The sequence below is a fragment of the Acinetobacter sp. ANC 4779 genome (assembly GCF_004331055.1).
Taxonomy (GTDB): domain Bacteria; phylum Pseudomonadota; class Gammaproteobacteria; order Pseudomonadales; family Moraxellaceae; genus Acinetobacter.
The window spans coordinates 191,069-213,986 of record NZ_SJNU01000004.1; the positions used below are offsets into that span (position 1 = coordinate 191,069).

Consider the following 22,918-nt stretch of genomic DNA (forward strand, 5'->3'; position numbering starts at 1 on the left):
CAGTCTTATAACAGTTTAGTTATCATGATGTGGTTTCAATAAAGCAAAATCATGCCATGATGTGACACAACCGAATTCACAATAATTTACATTTTTTAGAGTAAGTAGCGGATGATGAAAATGACGCGTAAACATCTACTTTGCCTAACCATTTTGACAGCTTTAAGTCCTGTTTTAGCGACCCAGTCTTATGCACAACTGCATTTAGAAATTGCTAAGGCACCAGAAGAAGCCCCGAAAATTGCGATTATTCCGTTCAATAATGATCAAAATCTTTATCCGATTGTCGAAAATGACTTAAATCGCTCAGGCAAATTTTCAAGTGCTTCAAAAAATCTGCCTGCAACAGCGAGTATGAATACCCCGAATGCAGAGGCATGGAAATCTGCAGGGGTTCCGTATGTGGTGACAGGCACAGTAAAAACATTAGAAAATGGCGCGTATGAAGTTCATTATCAGCTCTATGATGTAGAAAAACAGCAATACTTATTAAATGAATTACTGACGGTTCCTGCTTCACGTATTCGCCAAGCGGGACACACCATCAGTGATGCAATTTATCAGGCATTAACGGGTATTGCAGGTGACTTTAGCGGACGCATTGCCTATGTACTGCGCAACCCCTCTACGCCTGAACAACGTTATACCCTGCAAATCGCCGACACGGATGGTGAACAGCCAAAAACAATTCTCACCTCTCGTGATCCCATTTTGTCCCCTGCCTGGACACCGGACGCGAAAAAAATTGCCTACGTTTCATTTGAAACCAAACGTCCTGCCATTTATGTACAAGACTTGGGGACAGGTCAACGTGAAAAACTGGCAAGTTTCCGTGGTTTAAATGGTGCACCCAGCTTCTCGCCAGATGGTAAAAGCATGCTGTTTACTGCATCTCTGCATGGCAACCCTGAAATCTATCAAATGAATCTGGAAACACGCCAGTTACAGCGTATGACCAATGATAGTGCAATTGATACTGAAGCACGGTATGCCCCAGATGGTAAATCATTTATTTTCACCTCGGACCGAGGCGGTTCACCACAAATTTATACTTATGATTTTGCCAATACTTCAACTAAGCGCCTAACTTTCCGTGGGGCATTTAATGCACGCGGTAGTTTAAGTGCAGATGGTAAAAAAATTGCATTAGTCCATCGTCCAAGTGGCAGCAATTACAAAGTGGCTATTCAAGATATCAATACCGGCATTACCAATATTCTGACCCCAACTAGTCTGGATGAATCACCAAGTTTCTCGCCAAATGGACAAATGGTGGTTTATGCAACACGTGAAGGGAATCGTGGATTGTTGTCCATCATGTCGCTTGATGGGCGTTTCCGCATAAATTTACCCAGTGAACAAGGTGAGGTTCGAGAACCTGCTTGGGCACCGAAATAAGAATTTAATTTAAAGCAATGATGATCATGGAGATAAAGATGAACGCAATTAAACTATTAATCCTTCCAGTTCTGGCAACAGCGTTAGTGATGACTGGTTGTGCCAGCCGTAAACCTGCAGCTGAAATTCAAGCAGGACAAAACCCATCTCAAGCAGGTACAGTAAATACTGAAGGCTTAAGTGAAGATGCTGCCCTAAATGCACAAAATATGGCAGGTGCTTCTTCTAAAGGTGTGACTGCAGCAAATAAAGCATTCTTGGCAAAACGTGTAGTTCACTTTGACTATGACAGCAGCGATCTTTCTAATGAAGACTATCAAACCCTTCAAGCACATGCACAATTCCTTATGGCCAATGCAAATTCGAAAGTGGCTTTAACCGGTCATACCGATGAACGTGGTACACGTGAATACAACATAGCTTTGGGTGAGCGTCGTGCGAAAGCAGTAGAAAGCTTCCTGATTACCAATGGCGTTGCTGCTACGCAATTAGAAGCCGTAAGCTATGGTAAAGAAATGCCCATTAATGCTGGTCATGATGAAAATGCATGGAAAGAAAACCGCCGCGTAGAACTGAACTACGAAGCTGTTCCACCCTTATTAAAATAATGGCTTGAATAAAGAAAAGCGCTTAATCTTTTGATTGAGCGCTTTTTTATATTTTAAGCTTGTTCAGAATTTTCAACTTCATCAGTGGAGCTTTGCATGGATTCGATCAGATCATGCTTATTGAATTTTTTATATTCTGGTTTTGCTTCATAAGCCTTCCAGGCTTCTTTCACTTTTTCCGCAGAAATATCATCTAAATTCATAGCTTCATTTGGCGTTGGAGTCGCATCAAACTTTTGCGTTGTCATAACTGGGCTCCTATCACGATTTTTAATACCCTTTGTTCCTCAACATAGCATTTTCCACAGAACTTACAAGAGTAAAATCACGACAAATAGTCGAGTTTAATTGTTCTTTTGCCGCGTTCTCATCTAAAATGACTGCCTATATTCTTTTGATAATTTTTTATCATTTTCTAATTGGAGTTTTCCTGACATGTCATACCTCACCCTTTCCCAATTTCTAGAACAAAAATCAGGGAACTTAACACCTGAACTTGCTCAAGTAATTGAAACAATTGGTAATACATGTAAAGCCATTGATCAGTTATTACAAAAAGGAGCCTTGGCAGGTGTATTGGGTAGCGCACAACACGAAAACGTACAAGGCGAAGAACAAAAGAAACTTGATGTTATTTCGAATGATTACTTGATCGACGCTTTAAAAGTTCATCCACATGTCGGTGGTTTGGCTTCTGAAGAACTCGATGATTTCACTCCAGCTCAAGAAAATGGTGAGTTTCTGGTCTTGTTCGATCCACTTGATGGTTCAAGCAACATCGACATTAATATGTGTGTTGGCACAATTTTTTCTATTTTACCGGCTAAAAATGCCGTGACCAAAGCTGAGGATTTCATGCAGCCAGGTACAAACCAAGCTGCCGCAGGTTATGTATTATATGGCCCTTCTACTATGATGGCGCTTACCGTAGGTGCAGGTGTTGTATTCTTCACTTTCGATCCTGAAACTCAAGAATTTTTATTAACTTCTGAAAATATTCAGGTTGCTGCCGATACCAAAGAATATGCCATCAATGCATCCAATCAACGTCATTGGGAAGAACCGGTAAAACGCTATATTGCTGAACTTCAAGATGGGAAAACGTCAGTGCGTGGTAAAGACTTCAACATGCGCTGGGTGGCGTGTATGGTAGGTGATATCCACCGTATTCTTTGCCGCAGCGGTATTTTCTTATATCCATACGACACGAAGGATCCTCAAAAAGCTGGTCGTCTTCGCTTGATGTATGAAGCAAATCCGATGAGTATGCTGATGGAACAAGCGGGTGGTGCATCTACCACGGGCCGTGTTCGTATCTTAGAAATTCAACCGACTGAATTACATCAACGGGTTCCTGTCGTGATTGGATCTAAAAACGAAGTTGACCTAGTTACTCACTACCACCATTAATTTAAAAATGGAAGTAAGTGTTCTGTCGCTTACTTCCACGGATAATTCTCCTATGCCAGCTTTTTTTCTCGAATCAAAAGACAATACAAAAATCAAACACCTACGTGGATTGATTGAACAAAGCTCATTCCGTAAAAAGAATCGTCAAACGGTACTCGAAGGTACCCATTTAAGCCTTGCCTGGTTAGAACAGGGTCGAAGCATTAATTCTATATTCACCACCGAAGCTGCCTATAGTCATCCTGATTTAGAAAAAATCGTATCCTTATACGACGGTAATGTTTTTGTACTGAGTGAAGCTTTATACAACGACTTAAGTACCCTAGGCACTTCTTTGGCATGTTTGGCAATTGTTGATTTACCTAGTTCAAGTCAAGCCTTGAATTTTAAGGAAGATACTCTAATTCTAGACAATATCCAGGATCCGGGTAATGTAGGAACTTTGCTCCGTTCCGCTGCCGCTGCCGGTATTGAGCAAGTTGTATGCACTAAAGGTTCAGCCTCAATCTGGTCACCGCGCGTTTTGCGTGCAGGTATGGGTGCGCATTTTTCTCTACACACCTATGAAAATATTGTATTAGAAGATCTGTTAGAAAAATTCACCATACCAGTCTATGTTACCAGCTCGCACCAGTCTGAAAGCCTTTACTCAAAGAACTTAAGAAAACAGTGTGTCTGGATTCTGGGCAATGAAGGTCAAGGTGTCTCTGATTATGCACTTAAGCATGCCGAAGCTGTTTCTATTCCACAGCCTGGTGGACAAGAATCATTAAATGTTGCCGTTGCAGGTTCGATTTGTTTCTTTGAGATGGTTCGTCAACGTTTATAAGCCGGTTGTTTCGTTACTTTATTTTAAACATCACCTGTTAATGTTTAAAAATAGACTACACTAGAAAAATAATAAATTTGTTGTCAACCAAACCATTATTCCTAACGTTATATATGTATGAAAATAGGAATAATGGTGGGTGTCCAATGACAGGATTTTCCATCTCTATGGATTCAGCACCAAAACAGTCTCAAGCGGAAAATTTGAGTATTCTGAAGAGTACGGCTGAACAGCGCCTGAAAATTTTCATGCAGGATGTTACAGGGCGTGCTTTAGTGATGATGGAAAGTGCTACTCAAGGTCAACAAGGCATTGCAATGGATTTGGTGCAAGAAGCATTTATTTCCCTGCATAAAGCATATGCCGAAAAGCCGACTGATGAATGGTATCCCCTGTTTTACACCATTTTGAACCATAAGCTACAAGACTGGCGCAGGAAAGAAGTCCGTCGAGCGCAACCTTTTTCTTTTTTTAAAAAAGTTAGCCTAGATGACGATGATCTTGAACTGAATGATATTGTTGATGAAAATACCCCTAGCCCATTCGATTTTCTTGATCAAGCTGTAACTGCCGAAGAAATACAGGAAGCTATTTCTCAACTTCCCGTTCGTCAACAACAAGCTTTTATGCTACGTGCTTGGGAAGGTTTTGATACACACACCACTGCACAAATCATGGAATGCAGTGAAGGTAGTGTGAAAACGCATTATCACCGTGCTATTCAAGGTCTTAGGAACTCGCTGGCACATTTGAATCCATATTCTGGAGGGTCATCCGAATGAAACAAGATGATTTCTTAAAACAAGTTACTTCCAAACTCGATGGACTTGCACAACATCATAAAGATAAACCTGTTGTGATGAATCTGGTCATTGAAGAAATTCAAGATCGAGAAACTTCCCGTTATGGACTTTGGAAAATGTCAGGATTTGCACTTGCTGCTGCAATTGCAGGTTTTGTGATATTCCCAAATTCTATTGAAATGGCTGCGAAGCCTCAGAATCAGGTCATAGTTACTCCAAAATTATCACCACAAATGGTTGAAGATTTGGAGATGTTAATGGTTTTAGGTGAGGACAAAGTTCCACATGGCAGCTAAAAGATTAGCATTTGCTTTTTGTGCACTCGCATTTCTACAAACCAGTTTCGCTGGTTTTGAACGTTTTTGGATTTTTTCCAAAGATGCGGACACTCAAGTGGCAGAAACCTGGGAAACTCTGTCAGATGCTGAACAACGCGCACTTATTCAACGTTATCAATCGCTAAAAGAATTACCTGAAGCGCAAAGCACAGCTTTGCATCAGCGTATGGATTGGTTTACTCAATTACCCGAGCAAGAAAAGCAAAAAATGCGAGAAACCTGGCAAAAAATGAGTAGCCAAGAACGTAAAGATTTAGGCAACCGTATGCAAAAAGCGACCGCTGAAGAAAGACCTGCTATTCGTGAGGAATACATTACTAAATATTTGCAGCCCAATATTACCAATCATTAATGCTCGAAATAGTAAATAGTCCTCATTAAAAAAGCCTCTTATGAGGCTTTTTTAATATTTATTTCATTTTATAACGTCGATATAAGCCAAGTCCAGCAAGAGCCAATAAGCTATAAAGACCGAGTGAACCACCACCACTGCTGGAGTTTGTATTCTTCGCTGTATTTTTCAATGTAATTTTAGCAGTATTTGACATACCGCTATCAGAATCAAAAATCGTATATTCAATTGGGTAGTCGAACTGACTGAAACTATTTTTCACCGTAAATTGAATCTTACCACCGTAACAGGTATCACGAATATAGGCCTCTGGGCAGGGACCTTCGTGTTCAGCTTTCATGATTAAACCCGCTGGCAATGTAGTAAATCGAATCGGAATAGCTTGACCTGCATCATTTTGATGATACAGCGCTTTATTTTTAGCAAGTGTAGAAATAGGCCCATCACCATCATCATGATCATTTTCTAGAGGATTCACACTTACGGTTAAATTCTGACTTGCCTCTAATACATAAACATCATCTACAGCAACAGGTACGATATTAGTAAAGCTGGTTTGTAAAATCCCCGATGATTCTTGACCTTTACCAGCTTTTTCTTTGATGGTGTATTTGCAGAATGCATAGTCACCATTTGTAAGTAATTCACCGCTTGTACGGTAGATCAACACACGTTTTAAATCTTCTTTCCATTCACATTTCAAGTCATCCAATGAACCCGTTAATACCGGAGTGCCATCCGTGAATTTTAGAGAACCAATGCCGAAAGTTTCTACTGAAATACTGTAATGCTCAGTATCCAAAGCCTTTATACGGTAATCTTCACCTGTACTATCCGGAACACGCTCTTCTGCAGCAACGGCTAGAATAAAAGGATCAAAATAAATCGCACGATATTTCTGATACTGCTTGGTATATTTGAGAAGGTCTTGGAAGTTTGTTAACTCTTCTTCAAAATCAGCCACATCCTCTTTGTTTTTGGTACTATCAGCAATCAGCTTTTTAAGATCATCAATATTGGTCTGGTAATAGTCTAACAGGGTTACTAAAGATGAATTTTTAAGATCAGTTACATCAGCTGCTGCTAAGTTAATTTGTTCAACAGAGCCAATTTCACAACTGTTTTGCAAGCCTGGGGTTAATTGTAAAACCGCATCGGTCACACGTTCCAATCCACGTTGGTCATAATCACTACAACCACTGCTATTTACATCTACCAAGTCAGTCGCTGTCTGATTATTTCGTGGATAGTATAAAGGCAGGAATTTGTTATATGCAGATGCCATTGTCAGCTCAGAAAGCAATGTAGAAAAACTACTGGTCGAAACATCGATATTTTTCGCCACTTCTGCTGTTGATTTTAAACTGCTTTCAGGTAAATCACATTGGTCTGCACCTATACCTAACTTTAATGCATTCTTCGCAAGAATAAAGCGGATATTTTCCTTGGGTATACCTGTATCAGAATAATAACGACAAGATTTACCACCTTGGTTAAATGCTAGAACATTAAATGATACATATTTGCTGCCATTCTCATCGTATAGCAACGTACTATGCGCTTCATTCTCTACGATTGTATTACTGGTTATTGTCATAACTGAATAAGGACTCAAACGATTTAAGCCATCTGTGACTGCGCGCAAAATACTACCATTGGTTGTGCTCGCTTTGTTTTGTGCAATGGTATTGGTCATTAAATTAACCGTTGCGGCACCACAAAAATCTAAGGTACTTAAACTGGTGCTTGACCCATTATTAATGATACTGCTTTGTTCTATATTAACCGCAGGTTTACTATCATCTAAGTTACCATAGCAATCCATGGCAATCACGCTGCCTTTTACAGCATTATTACCTTGAATTAAGCTACCATTTATCGATATTTTCTTTTCGGTATTTAAGGCAATATTGTAAATTGCACCGCCAGCAATATCTGCTTTAGAATTTAGAATAGCCCCTGTATTTAGCTTAAAATCACCGCCAATGAGTACCGCACCACCACGTCCATTTTGTCCCCCCTGATTTGTCGCATAGCCATTTTCAAGCTGAATATCATTCAGGGTTAAACTGATTTCTGTTTTACTGGTGTTAAAAATACGTGAACGACCTTCTCCACTAATGGTAGTTTTAATGCCCTCTAAAGCTGGATATTTCTGAGTCAGCTTGTTTCTTTCAGCATAATTAAGACGCTTTGCACCACTAATAATGACGGTCGATTCTGGCGCCAACTCTGAATCTAACTTATAGGTACCGGTTTCTAGTTGAATATAATCAGTTTGTCCAAAAACCGTATTGCCGGGCGTACAGCCCCCATAGGCTATATTTTTCTTTGCTGTGATAATAGCTTCACGTAATGAACAAGCATTAGCATTTTCGCCATTTTCATCTGTAAATGTCGTGACATAAATGGTTCTATCTTCTGCTGCCATAAGTGACATGGCAGACAGAACCATGACACAGAGCAATCCTTTTTTATAAGTGTGCATCACATTTCCCTTTTTCTTATTTTTTAAAGCGGCGTATACCTACCAGTCCTAATAACGCAAATAAGCCGAAGAATCCGAACGCCCCACCTGAGGTTTTTACAGATTTATCTTCAAATTCATTGTTTGGTTCTTGCACCATATAGGCTTCAAGTACCATATATTTTTTATTTTCATTGAAATGTGTCGATGACGTAACAATTTGAAGGTTAAAAATATCTGCACCATGCCAATTGCCATTTGGGGTATAAACCAAATTACCATCTATATCTAAAGTCAATGTTCCTTTCGACTTTGTCAGCGTTTGATCGATATAAGCACAACCGTCTTGCCACTCACCGCCCGCAGGATTTTTCATTTTCAATAAGCTTTCACATTGTTCTTTCGGATACAGATCACTGTCACCTAAATATTCTAAAATGTTTAGCTTAGCAACTTCACCCACTTTTAAATCTTGTCCAATACGCGATTTAGAGCTCGGTACAACAATCTCAATCGCGCCACGGTCACACCAGCTATTATCAGTAGTTCGATTCTTATTACGCTGATCCATGGTTTCACAAATCAATTGTGTACTGTCGGATGACAAATCCACACGACCTTTATTCAAGATCAAGGTATCAAACATATTTTTAGCGCTAAGTAAAATACGCGGGCGAATATAACCCAAGAACGTATTTTTCGGCGTGCTGTATGGACACAGTAAAGCATCTGGATCTTCCACCAACGATTTACAAGTGCCTTCACTGCTATTACCAGCAAATAGTTTTGTGCCCGTCCAAAATTCATTTGGATATTTAGCCTCGCCGCTCTTACACTCAGTACCGACCAAATTGTTTTGCATCCGTGTCTTATCATCTGCACTAAATTGGCAATTACTGGTACCGGTCCCATTCCCTACCACGATACTATTGGCAAGATAGCCATAGCCTTCTGCAGAATCAAATTGCACACCAGCATTATTGCCTACAATCGTAACGTTATTGACTGCAACCCCGTCACGAATATTAATGGCATATCCGCTGTTATTTAAGAATGTACTATTGCTAAGCTTGTTCATATTTTTATTGGTTAGCAGACTGACATCTTGAGTGGCTTTTTCACTAAAAATATTAGCCGCACCCGAGGTCGTATTGTTATTTTTAAGGACAACACTCCTCAGTGTAAATGCTGGTCGTTGACCATACAAAACAGCGCCAGTCATGGCGGTATTATTTTCTACAATACTGTCAGTGATAGAAACTTGGCTAATATAGTTTTGTGTTGCACTACTCTCACCTACATTATAAATTGCCCCACCTAAACGTGCGTTACCGCCAGAGAGTTTGACATATTGCAAGACTAAACTTTCATTGTTATAGAAAATCCCGCCTTTGTCGGCACAAACATTTTTATTACAGCCTTCAAAACTTACTTCTCTGATGGTAATCAAAGCTAAATCACTAAGATCATTATCAATATTGAAAATTTGATCTTTGCCTGCCATTTTGATTACAGCATTATTCAAACCAGGAACAGCTTCATCAGTCACTGCGATGTCATAATAGGTTTTTAGGGCCAGACTTGCTTTCACATCAATTCTAGTGTTGAGGATATAGGTTTTTTGTTTGTCTAACAAAATCGTCGACAAAGCATCTTTACCGCCGCAGCCCATGTAACCTGCTTCAGGCATGCCTTTATTGACATATTCAATGGCTTCACGCAATGAACATTCACTATCATCTTTGGTAATATCATCTGTAATAGTGACAGTGATTTCTGCACTATAAGCATGTCCTGCTAGACACAGCATCCCTATGCCTATGCTCCGTTTGAGCATACATTTCTCCTTGTATTCTTCTATATATTTTTATTCTATAGTTGCAAATTCCCTGCAACATTGAACTATTTTGCTGTACTTTGTCACAGCTTGAATAATTTCTCAAGATTTTTTATTGTTTACCGATATTCATCAATTAATGCATAAATTTGTCTTAAATTCGCATGACTTATTTTTGTTTTTTCACCTTTTAACAACTGAATTAATTGTTCTAAAGTTTGTAATAAAATAGAGGTCTGATGAGGCCCATGCAGCAATAAATAATCGATAATTTGTTGATCAATGTGAATTCCCCGACGTGTTAATACCGACGTTACTAGCGCATAGCGGTCTGCATATAAACTTCCCGTCGGCACTCTAACGCTCACCGCCTGAGTCAAACGTGATTGTAAATCCGGAAGTTCCAGTTTCAATTCAATGGGTGCAACCCGAGAAGAGAAAACTAGCTGTCCTCCACCTTCGTTATTATAATTAATTAAATGGAATACTGCTTTTTGCCAATGTGGAACACCGCTAATGGCTTCGATATCATCCAAAGCAACCAGGTCATATTGATCTAATGACGTAATCGCTTCAGTGGGCGCATCAAGCAATTCCAGTAATGAGACTTGAATTGCAGACTTGCCTACTTCTAAATAAGAATCGCAAATAGCGGAAAGCAAGTGGCTCTTACCTGAACCGGCACCCCCATATATATAAAAACGGTTTATTAAACCGGCATGAAGTTGTCGAACTGCATCAATAACATGCCCCCAACTTGGACCCGAAAAATCACTAATTCGGGCATCCAGTTGAGGCTCTATATCTAATTGCAGTTGACGCATATATATGTTTTGCCCTTAGGGTTCTTTATTCTGTATCAAATCAATCTTACTCGATTTTTCAGTATCTTGCAGATTTTTTGATTCTGTATTTCTCAATTCGATATCTACATCTACTTGATCCGATTCAATTGAAATTGATCCTGATCCTGTCTCTTGTATGACTATAGCCGAGTGCTTATATATGCGACTCTTCTCGTAACAATCTCGAGCATGTCGTAACAGCACCACAATAACTGCTGCAACCGGTAAAGCAATCAACATGCCCAAGAAACCAGCAAGTTGTGCACCTGCCAATACAGCAAATACCACCGCTACAGGAGACAAACCAATTTTATCACCGAGTAAGAAAGGTTGCAGAACATAACCTTCAATTGCCTGACCAATCATGAAGACAACACCCACCAAAACCAGTTGCATCCAATCAATACCAAACTGAAATAGCGTTGCAATGACAGCTGCAATAATTCCAACTGCAAATCCTAAATAGGGAATAATACTGGCCAGTCCCGCAACCATCCCAATAATAAGTCCAACTTCAAGACCAATGACTTGTAAGCCGACTGCGTACACCGTACCGAGGAGGAACATCACCAAAAATTGACCTTTCACAAAGGCCCCTAATACGCTGTGACATTCACCGACAATATGTAAAGTACTTTTCTCATAAGGACGAGGAATTAAACGACGAAAACTGTCGAGCATACGATCCCAATCTAACAGGAAATAGAACGCAATAATCGGAATCAGAACCACTGTTCCGCCAATTTGGATGAAATTCAGACCCGATTGAGCGACTTTTAACACCATGGCCTGAATACTATCAGCACTATAATTGGTCTGAATATATTCCATGACCACAGTCGACATTTGCTGCGTATCGATCTCCATCGGCTCGACACTAAAAGTTTGCGATACCCAAGGTAAAAAGGTGTAATTTAACCAATGAATTCCTGCTGGAATACTGTCCCGCGCATACATCAGCTGCTGCCAGACCAGTGGGACCAAATACCACATCGCCAAGGTAAGAACCACACCAATACCAATAAAAACAAGACTAATAGCCACCCAACGCGGCAAACCGATCTTATGAAGTTTATCCACTAACGGGCTAAATAAATAAGCCACCAAGAATGCGGCCACAAAAGGCAATACCACAGGTTTAAGCAGATACAAAACCCAAAGAATGAATGCAATCCCTGAGAATATAAAAATGCGACGTAAGGTACGATCCACCATGCAAATTCGCCTTTTTTCGGTTTATTCGTTATAGAAAGTAAAATATTTCAATAAAGATAGCATTTTAGCGCATAAATAGCATAAGAGTTTCGTATATTCGGGTATAATCGCCGCGCGAATGCGGAGACTTCATTATGAGCAACTCAACTTCCCCAAACACTGGTTTAAGCTATAAAGATGCGGGTGTCGACATTGAAGCGGGCGACGCACTTGTCGATCGAATCAAATCTGTGGCTAAGCGTACCTCACGTCCTGAAGTTATGGGCGGATTAGGCGGCTTCGGCGCTCTTTGTAAAATCCCTAAAGGTTATGAAGAACCTGTTCTCGTATCTGGCACAGATGGTGTTGGTACAAAATTACGTTTAGCACTTAATTTGAACCGTCATGACACGATTGGTCAAGACTTGGTTGCAATGTGTGTAAATGATCTTATTGTATGTGGTGCTGAACCATTATTCTTCCTTGACTATTATGCAACTGGACACTTAAATGTCGACGTTGCTGCAAATGTCGTGACAGGTATTGGTGCAGGTTGTGAGCTTGCAGGCTGTGCATTGGTTGGCGGTGAAACTGCTGAAATGCCAGGCATGTATGAAGGTGAAGATTACGACCTTGCAGGCTTCTGCGTAGGTGTGGTTGAGCAAAGCAAAATTATTGATGGAACCAAAGTTAAAGCGGGTGACGTTTTGATTGGTGTTGCGTCTTCAGGTGCTCATTCAAACGGTTACTCTTTACTTCGTAAAATTTTAGATGTGAAAAAAGTCGATCTTACCCAAATCGTAGATGGTCGCCCACTTGCAGATGTTGCAATGGAACCTACACGCATTTACGTAAAACCGTTACTTGAACTTTGCAAACAAGTTGATGTTCATGCGATGGCACACATTACGGGTGGCGGCTTACCTGGCAACTTACCTCGCGTATTACCAAACGGTGCTCAAGCAGTGGTTAATGAGTCTTCTTGGGAATGGCCAGAATTGTTCAAACTTCTTCAACGTGAAGGCGGTGTTGAACAACATGAAATGTATCGTACATTTAACTGTGGCGTAGGCATGGTGATTGTTGTTGATGCTCAAGATGCTGACAAAACTGTTGAATTGTTAACAAGCCTAGGCGAAGAAGCATGGACGATGGGCCATATCCAAGACAATGCTGAATCTGTTGCCGGTGCTGATGAAAAAATTCGCGTAATTTTTGCATAAAGAACAGCCCATGATCAAAATTGCTGTCCTTGTTTCAGGCAGTGGAAGTAACTTGCAAGCCCTGATTGATTCCAATCTGTCAGGTCAAATTGTTGGGGTCATTTCCAATAAGCCTGAAGCTTATGCTTTAGAACGTGCTAAAAAAGCAGGTATTCAAACTGCTATTATTGAACATAAACAGTATCCAAACCGTGAGGCCTTTGATGATGTGATGCATCAACAATTGCTGGATTGGAATGTTGATTTGGTGGTTCTTGCAGGCTTTATGCGCATTTTAAGTGCCAAGTTTGTCAAAGCATGGGAAGGGAAAATGCTCAACATCCACCCTTCTCTGTTGCCGCATTACAAAGGCATGCATACTCATCAACGTGTACTTAACACGGGCGATGTTTTGCATGGCTGTACAGTTCACTATGTGACTGCTGAGCTGGATGCCGGTCAGGCGCTTGCTCAAGGCGTGCTAAAAGTCAATGTGCATGATGATGTAAGTTCTTTAGCGAATCGCGTCCATGTACTTGAACATGTCATTTACCCGCAAGTGGTGGAATGGATCTGTACAGCAACAGTTCAACATACTGAACAAGGTGTGTTGTACCGTGGTAAAGTGATGCAGCAACCGGTTCAATTTTGTAAGTTTTAAACCAAATTTTATGCCATTAAAAAACGTATCCCAGGATGCGTTTTTTAATGGCTATAAGACTGTGATTATTGCTTTTTCAGCAAGAAATTGAAGATACCGCTATCAACCAAAAGCCTTTTAATTAAACTGTTGTGACTTAATAAGCTGTTTAACCAATTTCACCACTTCAACCGGATGCTCCAACGGAAACATATGACCACCGGGTGTCACAGTAAAAGGAATTCCGAACTTCTTCTTCACCTGCTGTGGAAATTGATGGGGTAAAAATGGACTCTGCTCAGCAACCACCAAATGGATTGGCATTTTAGGTTTGGATTGTGGCAACCACCAAAGAGATGGATTGGTTCTAAAAATCTCCACCTCGTCCATTTTCGGAATGGTTAGCTCTACGCCACCACGTAATGGATCATCCATCAAGGCATGATCAATATAGGCCTGAAAGCAGTCTGCCTCAAAATGTTGATAGAAACCTTTGGGTCTTAATAACTCGGCAGCCTGTTCACGAGATTGCCAATGATCGCGACGGCGCTTGGACAAACCTGCCGGAGACATTTTGTCCAGTGCTTTGAGCTTAAACAGTTTCGCGATATGTAATACAAGAGCCTCTTTGCCCATGATCAGTGGCGGATCAAGCATAATGACCTGACTAAATAATTCAGGGCGCTTTAATGCCGCCTGAAAGGTCAGCACAGAACCCAAAGAATGTCCCAAACCGATTACGGGACGGCCTTTCGCTTGACGGACAATACTATCAATCACTTGTTGGGTTAGGCTTTGCCAATGATTATCAATTGGATAACGCTTGTTGGGCCCCAGCAAGGGTACATAAATAACGTCATACTCATCTTTCAGCAAATCAAACAGCTTTTGATAGACTTTTGATGGCACGCCATTGGCATGCGCAAAATGGATTATCGGCTTCATTGTAATTTGGTCGTTTGTTCAGATTGCACTTGCTGTGAAAGTGAGCTTGCCAAACCCTGCCCAATAGAACTTCCCATACGGCCAAGTACAGAATCAAAAGGACTATATTCAATGGTGTAATTCACTGCTTTTTCCAGTTTCAATTCACGCTTCAGCGTATTTAAGCTACCGGTACGATCTGCAATACCCAATTTCACTGCCTGATCACCTGTCCAGAACAAACCAGAAAATATTGCCGGATCTTGAGATTTCAGCTTCTTCCCACGGCCCTGTTTGACTGCATTGATAAAATGATCATGCACATTATCAAGTACACCTTGTACATGGGCTTTTTGGGCAGCATCAACTGGTTGAGTCATGGAAAGCAAAGCTTTGTTTTCACCGGAAGTTATGGTGCGGTCTTCTACACCTAACTTTTGCATTAAGCCTGTCACACCATAGTTTGGCATAATCACGCCAATAGACCCGACCAGACTGGATGGATTGACAATAATTTCATCGGCAGCAGAAGCGATATAATACGCACCTGAAGCACCTGTATCACCAATTACGGCATACAATTTTTTATCGGCATGGGCTTTTTTCAAATACTGAATTTCTTGCCAGATTTCATCAGACTGAACCGGCGATCCGCCAGGTGAATTAATATTTAAAACCACAGCTTTACTTTGTTTGTTTTCAAAAGCTTTCTTTAGCGCTTTAACCGTATCTGTGCTGTTGACACTTTGCTTGTCTGCAGCAATGGTTCCGATAATATCCACTACAGCAATATGCGAACTGGTCGTTGCCGTTGGATCTGTAGAAGATGTGCTGCAACTTTTCCCCAACAACACTAAAACAAACAGGATATAAGCAAAAGTTAGAAATTTAAAAAAGATGCCCCAACGGCGTGCACGTCGTTGTTCTTCTACAGAAGCTAAAACGGCTTTTTCTAAAATATGCCATTCTTTGCCAGTGATGTTTTGCGAATTATGTAGCGTATTTTGAATTTCATTTTCTGGTTTTGGTGGCCAATCGGACATACAAAATAATCCAAGGATCAGTTAAATTGAACTCATTATATACACTGCATCAGAGAAATCTGCCTAAACCATCCATTTTCGCCTATAATATTTGCTCTTTTTGACTCTTTACATACATTGACGATAGGCAATGACTGATCATACCCCAACGGATACAACATACCGCTTACTGAAATTCCTAAGTCGACAACCGATTCAAATTTCCAGATTTATCGCTCGAATGTTAGCTGGGCTCGTCAATTTTTTAAAAATGTCAAAAACCTCAAATACGATTCGTCTTAATCTTCAAATTGCTTTGCCAGAATTGACCGCTGAACAACATGAGAAGATTATTCCAAAGGCGATTCATAATGAGCTGACTTCATATTTCGAATTTTTTAGCATCTGGGGTGCCGATAACAAAAAGAATATTGCACGTATTCATTCAATTAGCGGTGAACACATACTTCAAGATGCGTTGAAAACACCTGAAGGCCTGGTACTGATTGTCCCGCATTTTGGCACATGGGAAATCATGAATGCCTATCTGGCTCAATTCACCCAAATGACCATCCTATATAAACCGGTCAAAAATGAATCTGCCAATCAATTTGTTCGTGCAGCCCGCAGCCGTGAACAAGCCAATTTAGTGCCTACCGATGAATCGGGGGTAAGACAAATTTTTAAGGCCTTAAAACAAGGCGGTACCACGGTGATTCTGCCAGACCATACCCCCAATGTGGGCGGTGAGATGATTCCTTATTTTGGAATTCCGCTGGCCAGCAGTAATTTAAGTGCCAAACTGATTCAAAAAACCAAGGCCAAAACTTTATTTTTATATGCGCTGCGTAATGAAAATCAAGGTTTTGATATGCACATTGAGGCGCTTGACGAGCGTATTTATCAGGGCAATACCAATGAGGGAACTGGTGTCATTTTCGAAGCCATCGAGAATTTAATTCGTCGTTATCCGGAACATTATCACTGGAGTTATAAGCGTTTTAAAGCCAATCCTGAACTAGATCAGGTTTATCATTTAAATACAGATGACGCACTAAAGTTGGTTACTGAAATTCGAGCGAAAGCAATCCCGGCCGAAATCATTTAGGGTTTTAACCATTGCTGAGAATCACGTTCAAACTCAATAGCCATGATGCTTTTGTGTTTGGAAAAATGAATACTGCCCTGTTTTATGGTGCTAAGTAACGGAATTTTTAATTCTTTCAAGCGTGATTCAACAACCACACTTGGGTGTTTATAGCGGTTATTAAAACCTGCTGATGCCACTGCCAGTTTTGGTTTTAACTGCTTTAAAAAATGATAGGCAGAGCTATGTCGACTGCCATGATGCCCCAAAACTAAAACATCAACTTTTAAGTTTGGATAATCCTGAAGAATCTGATATTCAGTTGGCCAGCCGGCATCACCCATCAATAGAAAGTTTTGATAGGGCTCGGCATTTGTCACCTGCAAATAAACTACGCAGGACATTTCATTCTTTTCATCTTTTGCATTGACCAACTGCTCGGCTTTAGGTGACAAAATGGTCATTTTGACTCGATCATTCCATTGCCATTTTTGGCCTTGATGACAATAATCAAACTGGCTGGAATTGGCGACTGCAAGTTGTTCATTTGAATATATAGTGTTGATTGGCAAATCAGCTTTGATCGACTCATAAGCTCCTTTATGATCCTGATCCAAATGGGTTAAAATCAGTTGATTCAATTCACTGACCCCATTTACTGACAAAAATGGCAAAATGATTTGTTTGCCGACACTAAATTTACTTTCATCATAATTCCCACCCGTATCAATCATCATTGTCTGATCCTGATCACGGACAAAAATCGCTTGGCCCTGCCCAACATCCAATACCGTGAGTTCAAACTCATTCTTATTGGAATCAATCATTATTAAAGGTACAAAGCATAAGACTGACCAAGTTTTTGGTACTACACCACGGGGTAAAAACAGAATTATTAAACCCAGACATAAGCTCAGCAACATCCAAAAACTCATGGTAACCGGTTGTAATGCAGGTGAAAAAATTTGATCTAAACCATGCATGAAGATAAGCAATATTGAAAGACACAGATCATTGATTTGAAAAATCAGGCTTCCCAGAGGCTCAAAAATGAAATAGCACAACGCCGCAATCACATCTAAAGGAACAATGATGATGCCAATCCATGGAATGGCAAATAAATTGCTCAATGGCGTAATCCATGCCACCTGTTTAAAGAAAATCAGCATCAGTGGGAATAGCGCCAAAAATATTTTCCATTGCGATTCGATTAAAATTTTGAGTTGGATTTTGATTGCCTGAGTTTTAGTCTTAATTTCTTCAGCATGACCTTTCTGCTGCACAGTTTGATAAATACGCAACAGCACAAAGCATGCGCCATAGGACAGCCAGAATGCAGCCGATAAAATACTAAACGGGTCAAACATTAATAAAATTGAAGCACTCAACAACAGAACACTTAAGGGTTGAATTTTTTGTTTTAACAGTACCAATCCACTGATCAACAAGCACGTGAGCAAAGTTCTGAGAGCTGGAATTTCAAACCCCACAAAAGCACAATACAACAGTACGCAAATACAAAAAGGCACAATCAGTAGATATTGTTTTGGCCACTTTAAATAGACTTGCGGACAATAGCGACAAATTAGCTGATGCAAGCTCCAACATACCAATAAAGCAAAAATCAGAACATGTGGTCCTGATATGGCCAACAAATGGTTCATGCCAAAGCGCTGAAATAACTGTTCTGTTTCGGGTGTGAGTAAACTTTTATCTCCTGTTAATAAAGCTAAAAGTAAGCCTTTATGCTTTACAGGCTGCTGATCAATAAAATTGCGTAGTACTAAGCGTTGCTGTTCCATCCACAGCTGGAACTGATTCAAAATAGAATGTTGTTGCCTGACATATCGGCCATAACCCAAAGCAGAAATATCTTGCTCAGACAGTTTTTGCACCGAGGTTACTTTAAAACCCGACATAATATTTTGCTGGAGGTACCATTGCTCTTGATCAAAAACACCTTGCGTTGCATAGCTATGCGCCGGCAAAGTCTTCCCCTGCAAGTGATAATATTGACCCAGTTCAAGTACAGGCTGATGATCAGCCTGTTTTTCATTTTTTAAAAATGTCTGCCATTGCACTACTTCCGTATGTCGGTTTAGCACCTGTATTTTTTGTTGTATGGATGATTCACTCAACTCATTGATAGTTTTTACATAGGCAATCACTTCAACCTGTTCAGCCTGCTTTTCTCGAAAATTTAAACGATCATTCAGTTGCTGCTGAGCATAACTATAGCCCAGGCTAATACCCAGACTAAAACCAAGACAGAGCTGTAAAAATTTGAACCACAAAGTATGGACTGGTTTCAAAACAGTCAGCTTTAAAAGCAAAGACAGGATGAAAAGAGCAATACACGGCAGTATCAAGGACTGCAAGATCGGGAAAGTTTTTCCTATACTGGCAATACCAATTACCCAACCTACACACATTAATTGAATCATTATTTTTATAATATTTTTTAATTTTCGCAATATTAAAGCCCACCGTAGTGGGCTTCAATCAATTTTTCAATTTACCGATCAGTGTCTAAGCATCAATCCAGACCCCATCTTGCATATGCAAAATAGAATCGCCGGCTTGAGCCAGTTGTTCATCATGGGTCACGATCAGCATTGCCATATTGAACTCGCTACGTAATTCACTCAGCAGTTCAAAAATTTTTAAGGCAGTTTTGCGGTCCAGGTTACCGGTCGGTTCATCGGCCAGCATAAGTTCAGGCTTCGCCACCAAAGCACGCGCCAAAGCCACACGCTGACGTTCACCACCAGACAGCTCCCCAGGTTTATGGGTCATCCGGTGTGATAGTCCAACGCGATTCAGCAAGTATTCTGCCTGCTCTTTGGATTGTTTATAGGTCGTTCCTGCGCGCAGCATCAGCGGCATTGCAACATTTTCCAATGCGGTAAATTCCGGCAATAGATGATGAAACTGATACACAAAACCCAAATGCTGATTCCGTAAATAACCACGCTCAGCTTCACCCAAGGTATCAAAGCGTTTGCCATTTAAAAACACTTCACCTTCTGTGGGTCCATCTAAACCGCCCAAGACATGCAACAAGGTACTTTTACCCGAGCCACTTGAACCGACAATCGAAATAAACTCACCTGCTTTGACTTGCAATGACAAGTTTTTAATCACCTCGACCGTGGTTTTTCCATCGGTAAAACTTTTCGAGATATTCTTCGCTTCGAGGACAATATTACTCATAACGCAAGGCCTCTGCAGGTTGAGTTTTTGCAGCACGGAAAGCTGGATAAATCGTGGCAAGGAAGCTTAAAAGCAATGATAAGCAGACAATGACGACCACATCTTGCCAACGCAAATAAGACGGTAAGTAATTAATAAAATAAGCATCAAACAGGTTCAAACCAAACGTGGTATTGAGCCAGCCAATTACACTACTAATACTTGAAGCAAAGATAATCCCGAGAATGGCACCGGAAACGGTACCAATCACCCCAATAATGGTTCCCTGTACCATAAAAATCCGGGTGATGGTTGCAGGTGAAGCACCCAAAGTACGCAGAATTGCAATGTCAGATTTTTTATCTGTTACGACCATGACCAGTGAGGACACAATATTGAACGCAGCCACCAAAACAATCAGGAACAGCAGCAAGCTCACCATGGCTTTTTCCATTTGAATGGCACTGAACAAATTACCATGGGTAAAAGTCCAGTTCGATGCATAGAAATTGCTTGGCAAGTCTTTGACAATGTCATCCGCCACTTCAGGCGCAAGGAAGATATCATCCAGCTTTAATCGTACACCTTGAGCACCATCGGGTAAGCGTAATAGGGTCGAAGCATCGTTCAAGGCAATATAGCCCATCATCGAATCGACTTCTGCCCCAATACTGAAAATACCGACAATTTTAAAACGCTTGAAGCGGGGTACCACACCGGCGGGTGATGGCGTTGCTTCAGGCAGGACTAAAGTGATATTGTCATTTAAGCCCAAACCCAGTGAATCCGTCATTTGTTTACCTAAAACAATGCCAAATTCACCTTTTTTCAGGCTATCAATACTGCCTTCAATCATGTGATCCTGGATGATCGAAACTTTCTTTTCATATGAAGGTTCGATCCCCGTAACCATGATGCCGGCCACTTGTCCTTGCGCTGTAAGCATCCCTTGTAACTGGGTAAATGGGGCTACGCCTTTGACATGCTCATGTTGTTCAACTTTTGTTGCAAGTTCAGGCCAATTTGTTAAAATTTGTGTTGAAGAAACAGTAGCTTGAGGTATCATTCCTAAGACACGGTTTTTCAGTTCTCGGTCAAAGCCATTCATCACAGATAAGACGGTAATGAGTACAGCTACACCTAATGTGAGACCGATCATAGAAACCAGAGCAATAAAAGAAATAAAGTGGTTACTACGCCGTGCGCGAGTATATCTCAACCCTATATACAGCGAGATTGGTTTAAACATACCATTTAGTCCGAGGAATAATTATGGAAAATTCACAGCATCAAAGCGGCAACATAGAACGTCGCGTTATGTCGCGTATAGATGCTGCCTTGCGAGTTAATTATCAGATTATTTCTGATGATGTCGCATTTAATGACCCTTATGATCCTAACTTTGTGCTGCCGCGCTATTTTCTACTACTCGCAGAATTAGATCAATTTGATCACGCAATAAACTACGAATTAGAACAATTATCTGAAAGAGATCAACAAATTGCTCGAATATTATCCTTATTCAATCAAAAATTAAACCTTATTACCGGTTCTTTGTACGATGCAATTGTACAATCCATGTTACCTATCCCGGAAAATGTCAATTTTTCAGAAACCGGATTCAGTTTCTTTAATGAGCATCCTATTCAGGAAGGAACGTATATTCACGTGACCTTAAGTCATCCGGAAAATTTCTTTCATATTGCAGCAACGGCACAAGTGGTTTATAGCCGAGCTGAAGAGAATGGTAAATTCCGTACCGGTGCCTATTTCATTACCTTACACCCACAAGATCGGGTAAAACTAAGCGAATGTATTACCGTGAGCAAGACTAAAGATTAAAAACTTAAGCGCCAGATTTAATCTTGTGGGCGAGGTTTCGACTCGTCTTAATGTCACGGTAAAAGTAGATAAATAAACCAAAGATTAAGACAAACGCACCGACAAAAATCATCACTGATAATTTTTCATCATTTAGTAAGGCACCAAATAACAGTGCCAACATTGGAGTCAATACCGTCGTCAGCGATAATGTCGTCGCCTTAATATTCTGTATGAGTTTAAAATAACAGATCATGGCGACTACCGAGGCCAAGATGACTGCATAAAACAGCCCCACCAAGGCCTTGGTATCTGGAATATGTGTAGGTGCATGCTGCCAGATAAAAGGCAACATTCCCAGAGCAAACAGTGCAGAAACCAAAATTGAACCGGTAGCTTGGGCCATAGGTTCTAGCGGTGCATTAACTTTTTTGACCCAGTAAATTGAAGAGCAATAAACGAATACACTGATCAACATGAGTCCGATCCCTATCGGTTGGATATGATGCTCACTGCCACCCAAGCAAATAATCGCTAATCCCGCGACTGCAATGAACATGCCTAGCCATTGCAAACGATTCAAATGAATTTGAAAGCCAAAATGTCCAATTAAGCCTGCCATGATCGGAGCCAAACCGAACATTAAGGCAATAATGCCTGAACTTAAATATGCGGTTGCCAAATAGGTAAAAAATTGCGATCCAATAAAACTGCAGGCACCGGCGATATAACTGTGGACTGAAATTTTATCTGTGGGTAATTTTACCTTAAGTAATAGCAACAAACTGAATACTAAGGGTAAAGCAATCAAAAACCGCAATGCTAAAGCCCAGAGATTATTTAAATCTGAAACACTCCACACAATCGCCAAGGGCGTCGTGGCCCAAATAAGTACCAATAAGGCATAGGTTGAAACAATATTGGCTTTAGAAGGCATATCAAGCTCGGC

The 22,918-nt window shown here is 40.6% G+C and carries 22 protein-coding genes; 11 read left to right on the top strand and 11 right to left on the bottom strand.

What is annotated here, in order from left to right:
• The first annotated feature begins 114 nt into the window (after positions 1-114).
• Positions 115-1,398 (top strand): Tol-Pal system beta propeller repeat protein TolB, encoded by a 1,284-nt coding sequence (tolB, locus tag E0H80_RS07005; RefSeq protein WP_165494289.1) that lies wholly within the window; start codon positions 115-117, stop codon positions 1,396-1,398.
• Positions 1,399-1,436: 38 nt separating this feature from the next.
• Positions 1,437-2,006 (top strand): peptidoglycan-associated lipoprotein Pal, encoded by a 570-nt coding sequence (gene pal, locus E0H80_RS07010; RefSeq protein WP_131364413.1) that lies wholly within the window; start codon positions 1,437-1,439, stop codon positions 2,004-2,006.
• A gap of 53 nt (positions 2,007-2,059) precedes the next feature.
• Here pal and E0H80_RS07015 read toward each other — a convergent pair whose 3' ends face one another.
• Positions 2,060-2,254 carry an NF038105 family protein gene (locus E0H80_RS07015; RefSeq protein WP_067863697.1) on the bottom strand — a complete coding sequence of 65 codons (195 nt, stop codon included), beginning with the start codon at positions 2,252-2,254 and terminating at the stop codon, positions 2,060-2,062.
• A gap of 187 nt (positions 2,255-2,441) precedes the next feature.
• On the opposite strand from E0H80_RS07015, the gene E0H80_RS07020 reads away from it, so the two are divergent.
• From E0H80_RS07020 to E0H80_RS07040, 5 genes are all read left to right on the top strand, one after another.
• A complete protein-coding gene (locus E0H80_RS07020) occupies positions 2,442-3,416 on the top strand; it encodes a class 1 fructose-bisphosphatase (RefSeq protein ID WP_131364415.1) in 975 nt (324 codons plus the stop codon).
• 52 nt (positions 3,417-3,468) lie between these two features.
• Positions 3,469-4,245 carry a TrmH family RNA methyltransferase gene (locus E0H80_RS07025; protein ID WP_067863691.1) on the top strand — a complete coding sequence of 259 codons (777 nt, stop codon included), beginning with the start codon at positions 3,469-3,471 and terminating at the stop codon, positions 4,243-4,245.
• A gap of 167 nt (positions 4,246-4,412) precedes the next feature.
• Complete coding sequence (locus E0H80_RS07030) at positions 4,413-5,027, top strand: RNA polymerase sigma factor (protein WP_131364477.1); 615 nt, start codon at positions 4,413-4,415, stop codon at positions 5,025-5,027.
• Positions 5,024-5,344 carry a hypothetical protein gene (locus E0H80_RS07035; protein WP_131364417.1) on the top strand — a complete coding sequence of 107 codons (321 nt, stop codon included), beginning with the start codon at positions 5,024-5,026 and terminating at the stop codon, positions 5,342-5,344. Before E0H80_RS07030 ends, E0H80_RS07035 begins: the two co-directional genes overlap by 4 nt.
• Positions 5,334-5,738, top strand: coding sequence for a DUF3106 domain-containing protein (locus tag E0H80_RS07040; protein ID WP_131364419.1), 405 nt, complete (start codon positions 5,334-5,336; stop codon positions 5,736-5,738). Before E0H80_RS07035 ends, E0H80_RS07040 begins: the two co-directional genes overlap by 11 nt.
• A gap of 58 nt (positions 5,739-5,796) precedes the next feature.
• Here the strand turns inward: E0H80_RS07040 and E0H80_RS07045 are convergent, their stop codons facing one another.
• The 4 genes from E0H80_RS07045 to cxpE form a co-directional block, all read right to left on the bottom strand.
• Positions 5,797-8,226 (bottom strand): CSLREA domain-containing protein, encoded by a 2,430-nt coding sequence (locus tag E0H80_RS07045; protein WP_131364421.1) that lies wholly within the window; start codon positions 8,224-8,226, stop codon positions 5,797-5,799.
• Positions 8,227-8,242: 16 nt separating this feature from the next.
• The gene (gene rbtA / locus E0H80_RS07050; RefSeq protein WP_131364423.1) at positions 8,243-10,042 is read right to left on the bottom strand and encodes a rhombotarget A; all 1,800 of its coding nucleotides are present in this window, start codon (positions 10,040-10,042) and stop codon (positions 8,243-8,245) included.
• A 119-nt stretch (positions 10,043-10,161) separates the two neighbouring features.
• A complete protein-coding gene (gene hda, locus E0H80_RS07055; protein WP_067863674.1) occupies positions 10,162-10,866 on the bottom strand; it encodes a DnaA regulatory inactivator Hda in 705 nt (234 codons plus the stop codon).
• Between the two features lie 15 nt (positions 10,867-10,881).
• Positions 10,882-12,102, bottom strand: coding sequence for a chloramphenicol efflux transporter CxpE (gene cxpE, locus E0H80_RS07060; RefSeq protein ID WP_131364425.1), 1,221 nt, complete (start codon positions 12,100-12,102; stop codon positions 10,882-10,884).
• A 134-nt stretch (positions 12,103-12,236) separates the two neighbouring features.
• Here cxpE and purM point away from each other — a divergent pair, with 134 nt between their 5' ends.
• A complete protein-coding gene (gene purM, locus E0H80_RS07065) occupies positions 12,237-13,304 on the top strand; it encodes a phosphoribosylformylglycinamidine cyclo-ligase (protein WP_131364427.1) in 1,068 nt (355 codons plus the stop codon).
• A gap of 10 nt (positions 13,305-13,314) precedes the next feature.
• Positions 13,315-13,944, top strand: a complete 630-nt coding sequence (purN, locus tag E0H80_RS07070; RefSeq protein ID WP_131364429.1) for a phosphoribosylglycinamide formyltransferase — start codon at positions 13,315-13,317, stop codon at positions 13,942-13,944.
• Positions 13,945-14,061: 117 nt separating this feature from the next.
• Here purN and E0H80_RS07075 read toward each other — a convergent pair whose 3' ends face one another.
• The gene (locus E0H80_RS07075; protein ID WP_131364431.1) at positions 14,062-14,868 is read right to left on the bottom strand and encodes an alpha/beta fold hydrolase; all 807 of its coding nucleotides are present in this window, start codon (positions 14,866-14,868) and stop codon (positions 14,062-14,064) included.
• Complete coding sequence (sppA, locus tag E0H80_RS07080) at positions 14,865-15,890, bottom strand: signal peptide peptidase SppA (RefSeq protein WP_131364433.1); 1,026 nt, start codon at positions 15,888-15,890, stop codon at positions 14,865-14,867. The genes E0H80_RS07075 and sppA overlap by 4 nt, the downstream gene beginning before the upstream one ends.
• A gap of 130 nt (positions 15,891-16,020) precedes the next feature.
• Between sppA and E0H80_RS07085 the strand changes: the two genes are divergently transcribed.
• Positions 16,021-16,977 carry a lysophospholipid acyltransferase family protein gene (locus tag E0H80_RS07085; protein ID WP_131364435.1) on the top strand — a complete coding sequence of 319 codons (957 nt, stop codon included), beginning with the start codon at positions 16,021-16,023 and terminating at the stop codon, positions 16,975-16,977.
• On the opposite strand, the gene E0H80_RS07090 is transcribed toward E0H80_RS07085, so the two are convergent.
• The 3 genes from E0H80_RS07090 to E0H80_RS07100 all read right to left on the bottom strand — a co-directional run bounded on the left by E0H80_RS07090 (position 16,974) and on the right by E0H80_RS07100 (position 21,397).
• Entirely contained in the window at positions 16,974-19,400 is a 2,427-nt protein-coding gene (locus tag E0H80_RS07090; RefSeq protein WP_131364437.1) for a DNA internalization-related competence protein ComEC/Rec2, read from the bottom strand. The two genes, E0H80_RS07085 and E0H80_RS07090, sit on opposite strands and share 4 nt — an antisense overlap.
• An 85-nt stretch (positions 19,401-19,485) precedes the next feature.
• Positions 19,486-20,169 carry a lipoprotein-releasing ABC transporter ATP-binding protein LolD gene (gene lolD, locus E0H80_RS07095; RefSeq protein WP_067863650.1) on the bottom strand — a complete coding sequence of 228 codons (684 nt, stop codon included), beginning with the start codon at positions 20,167-20,169 and terminating at the stop codon, positions 19,486-19,488.
• Positions 20,162-21,397 (bottom strand): lipoprotein-releasing ABC transporter permease subunit, encoded by a 1,236-nt coding sequence (locus tag E0H80_RS07100; protein ID WP_131364439.1) that lies wholly within the window; start codon positions 21,395-21,397, stop codon positions 20,162-20,164. Before E0H80_RS07100 ends, lolD begins: the two co-directional genes overlap by 8 nt.
• Before the next feature lie 23 nt (positions 21,398-21,420).
• On the opposite strand from E0H80_RS07100, the gene E0H80_RS07105 reads away from it, so the two are divergent.
• Entirely contained in the window at positions 21,421-21,990 is a 570-nt protein-coding gene (locus tag E0H80_RS07105) for a PilZ domain-containing protein (RefSeq protein WP_131364441.1), read from the top strand.
• Positions 21,991-21,994: 4 nt separating this feature from the next.
• On the opposite strand, the gene E0H80_RS07110 is transcribed toward E0H80_RS07105, so the two are convergent.
• Positions 21,995-22,906: a DMT family transporter gene (locus tag E0H80_RS07110; protein ID WP_131364444.1), complete on the bottom strand. Its 912-nt coding sequence runs from the start codon at positions 22,904-22,906 to the stop codon at positions 21,995-21,997.
• Between the last annotated feature and the right edge of the window lie 12 nt (positions 22,907-22,918).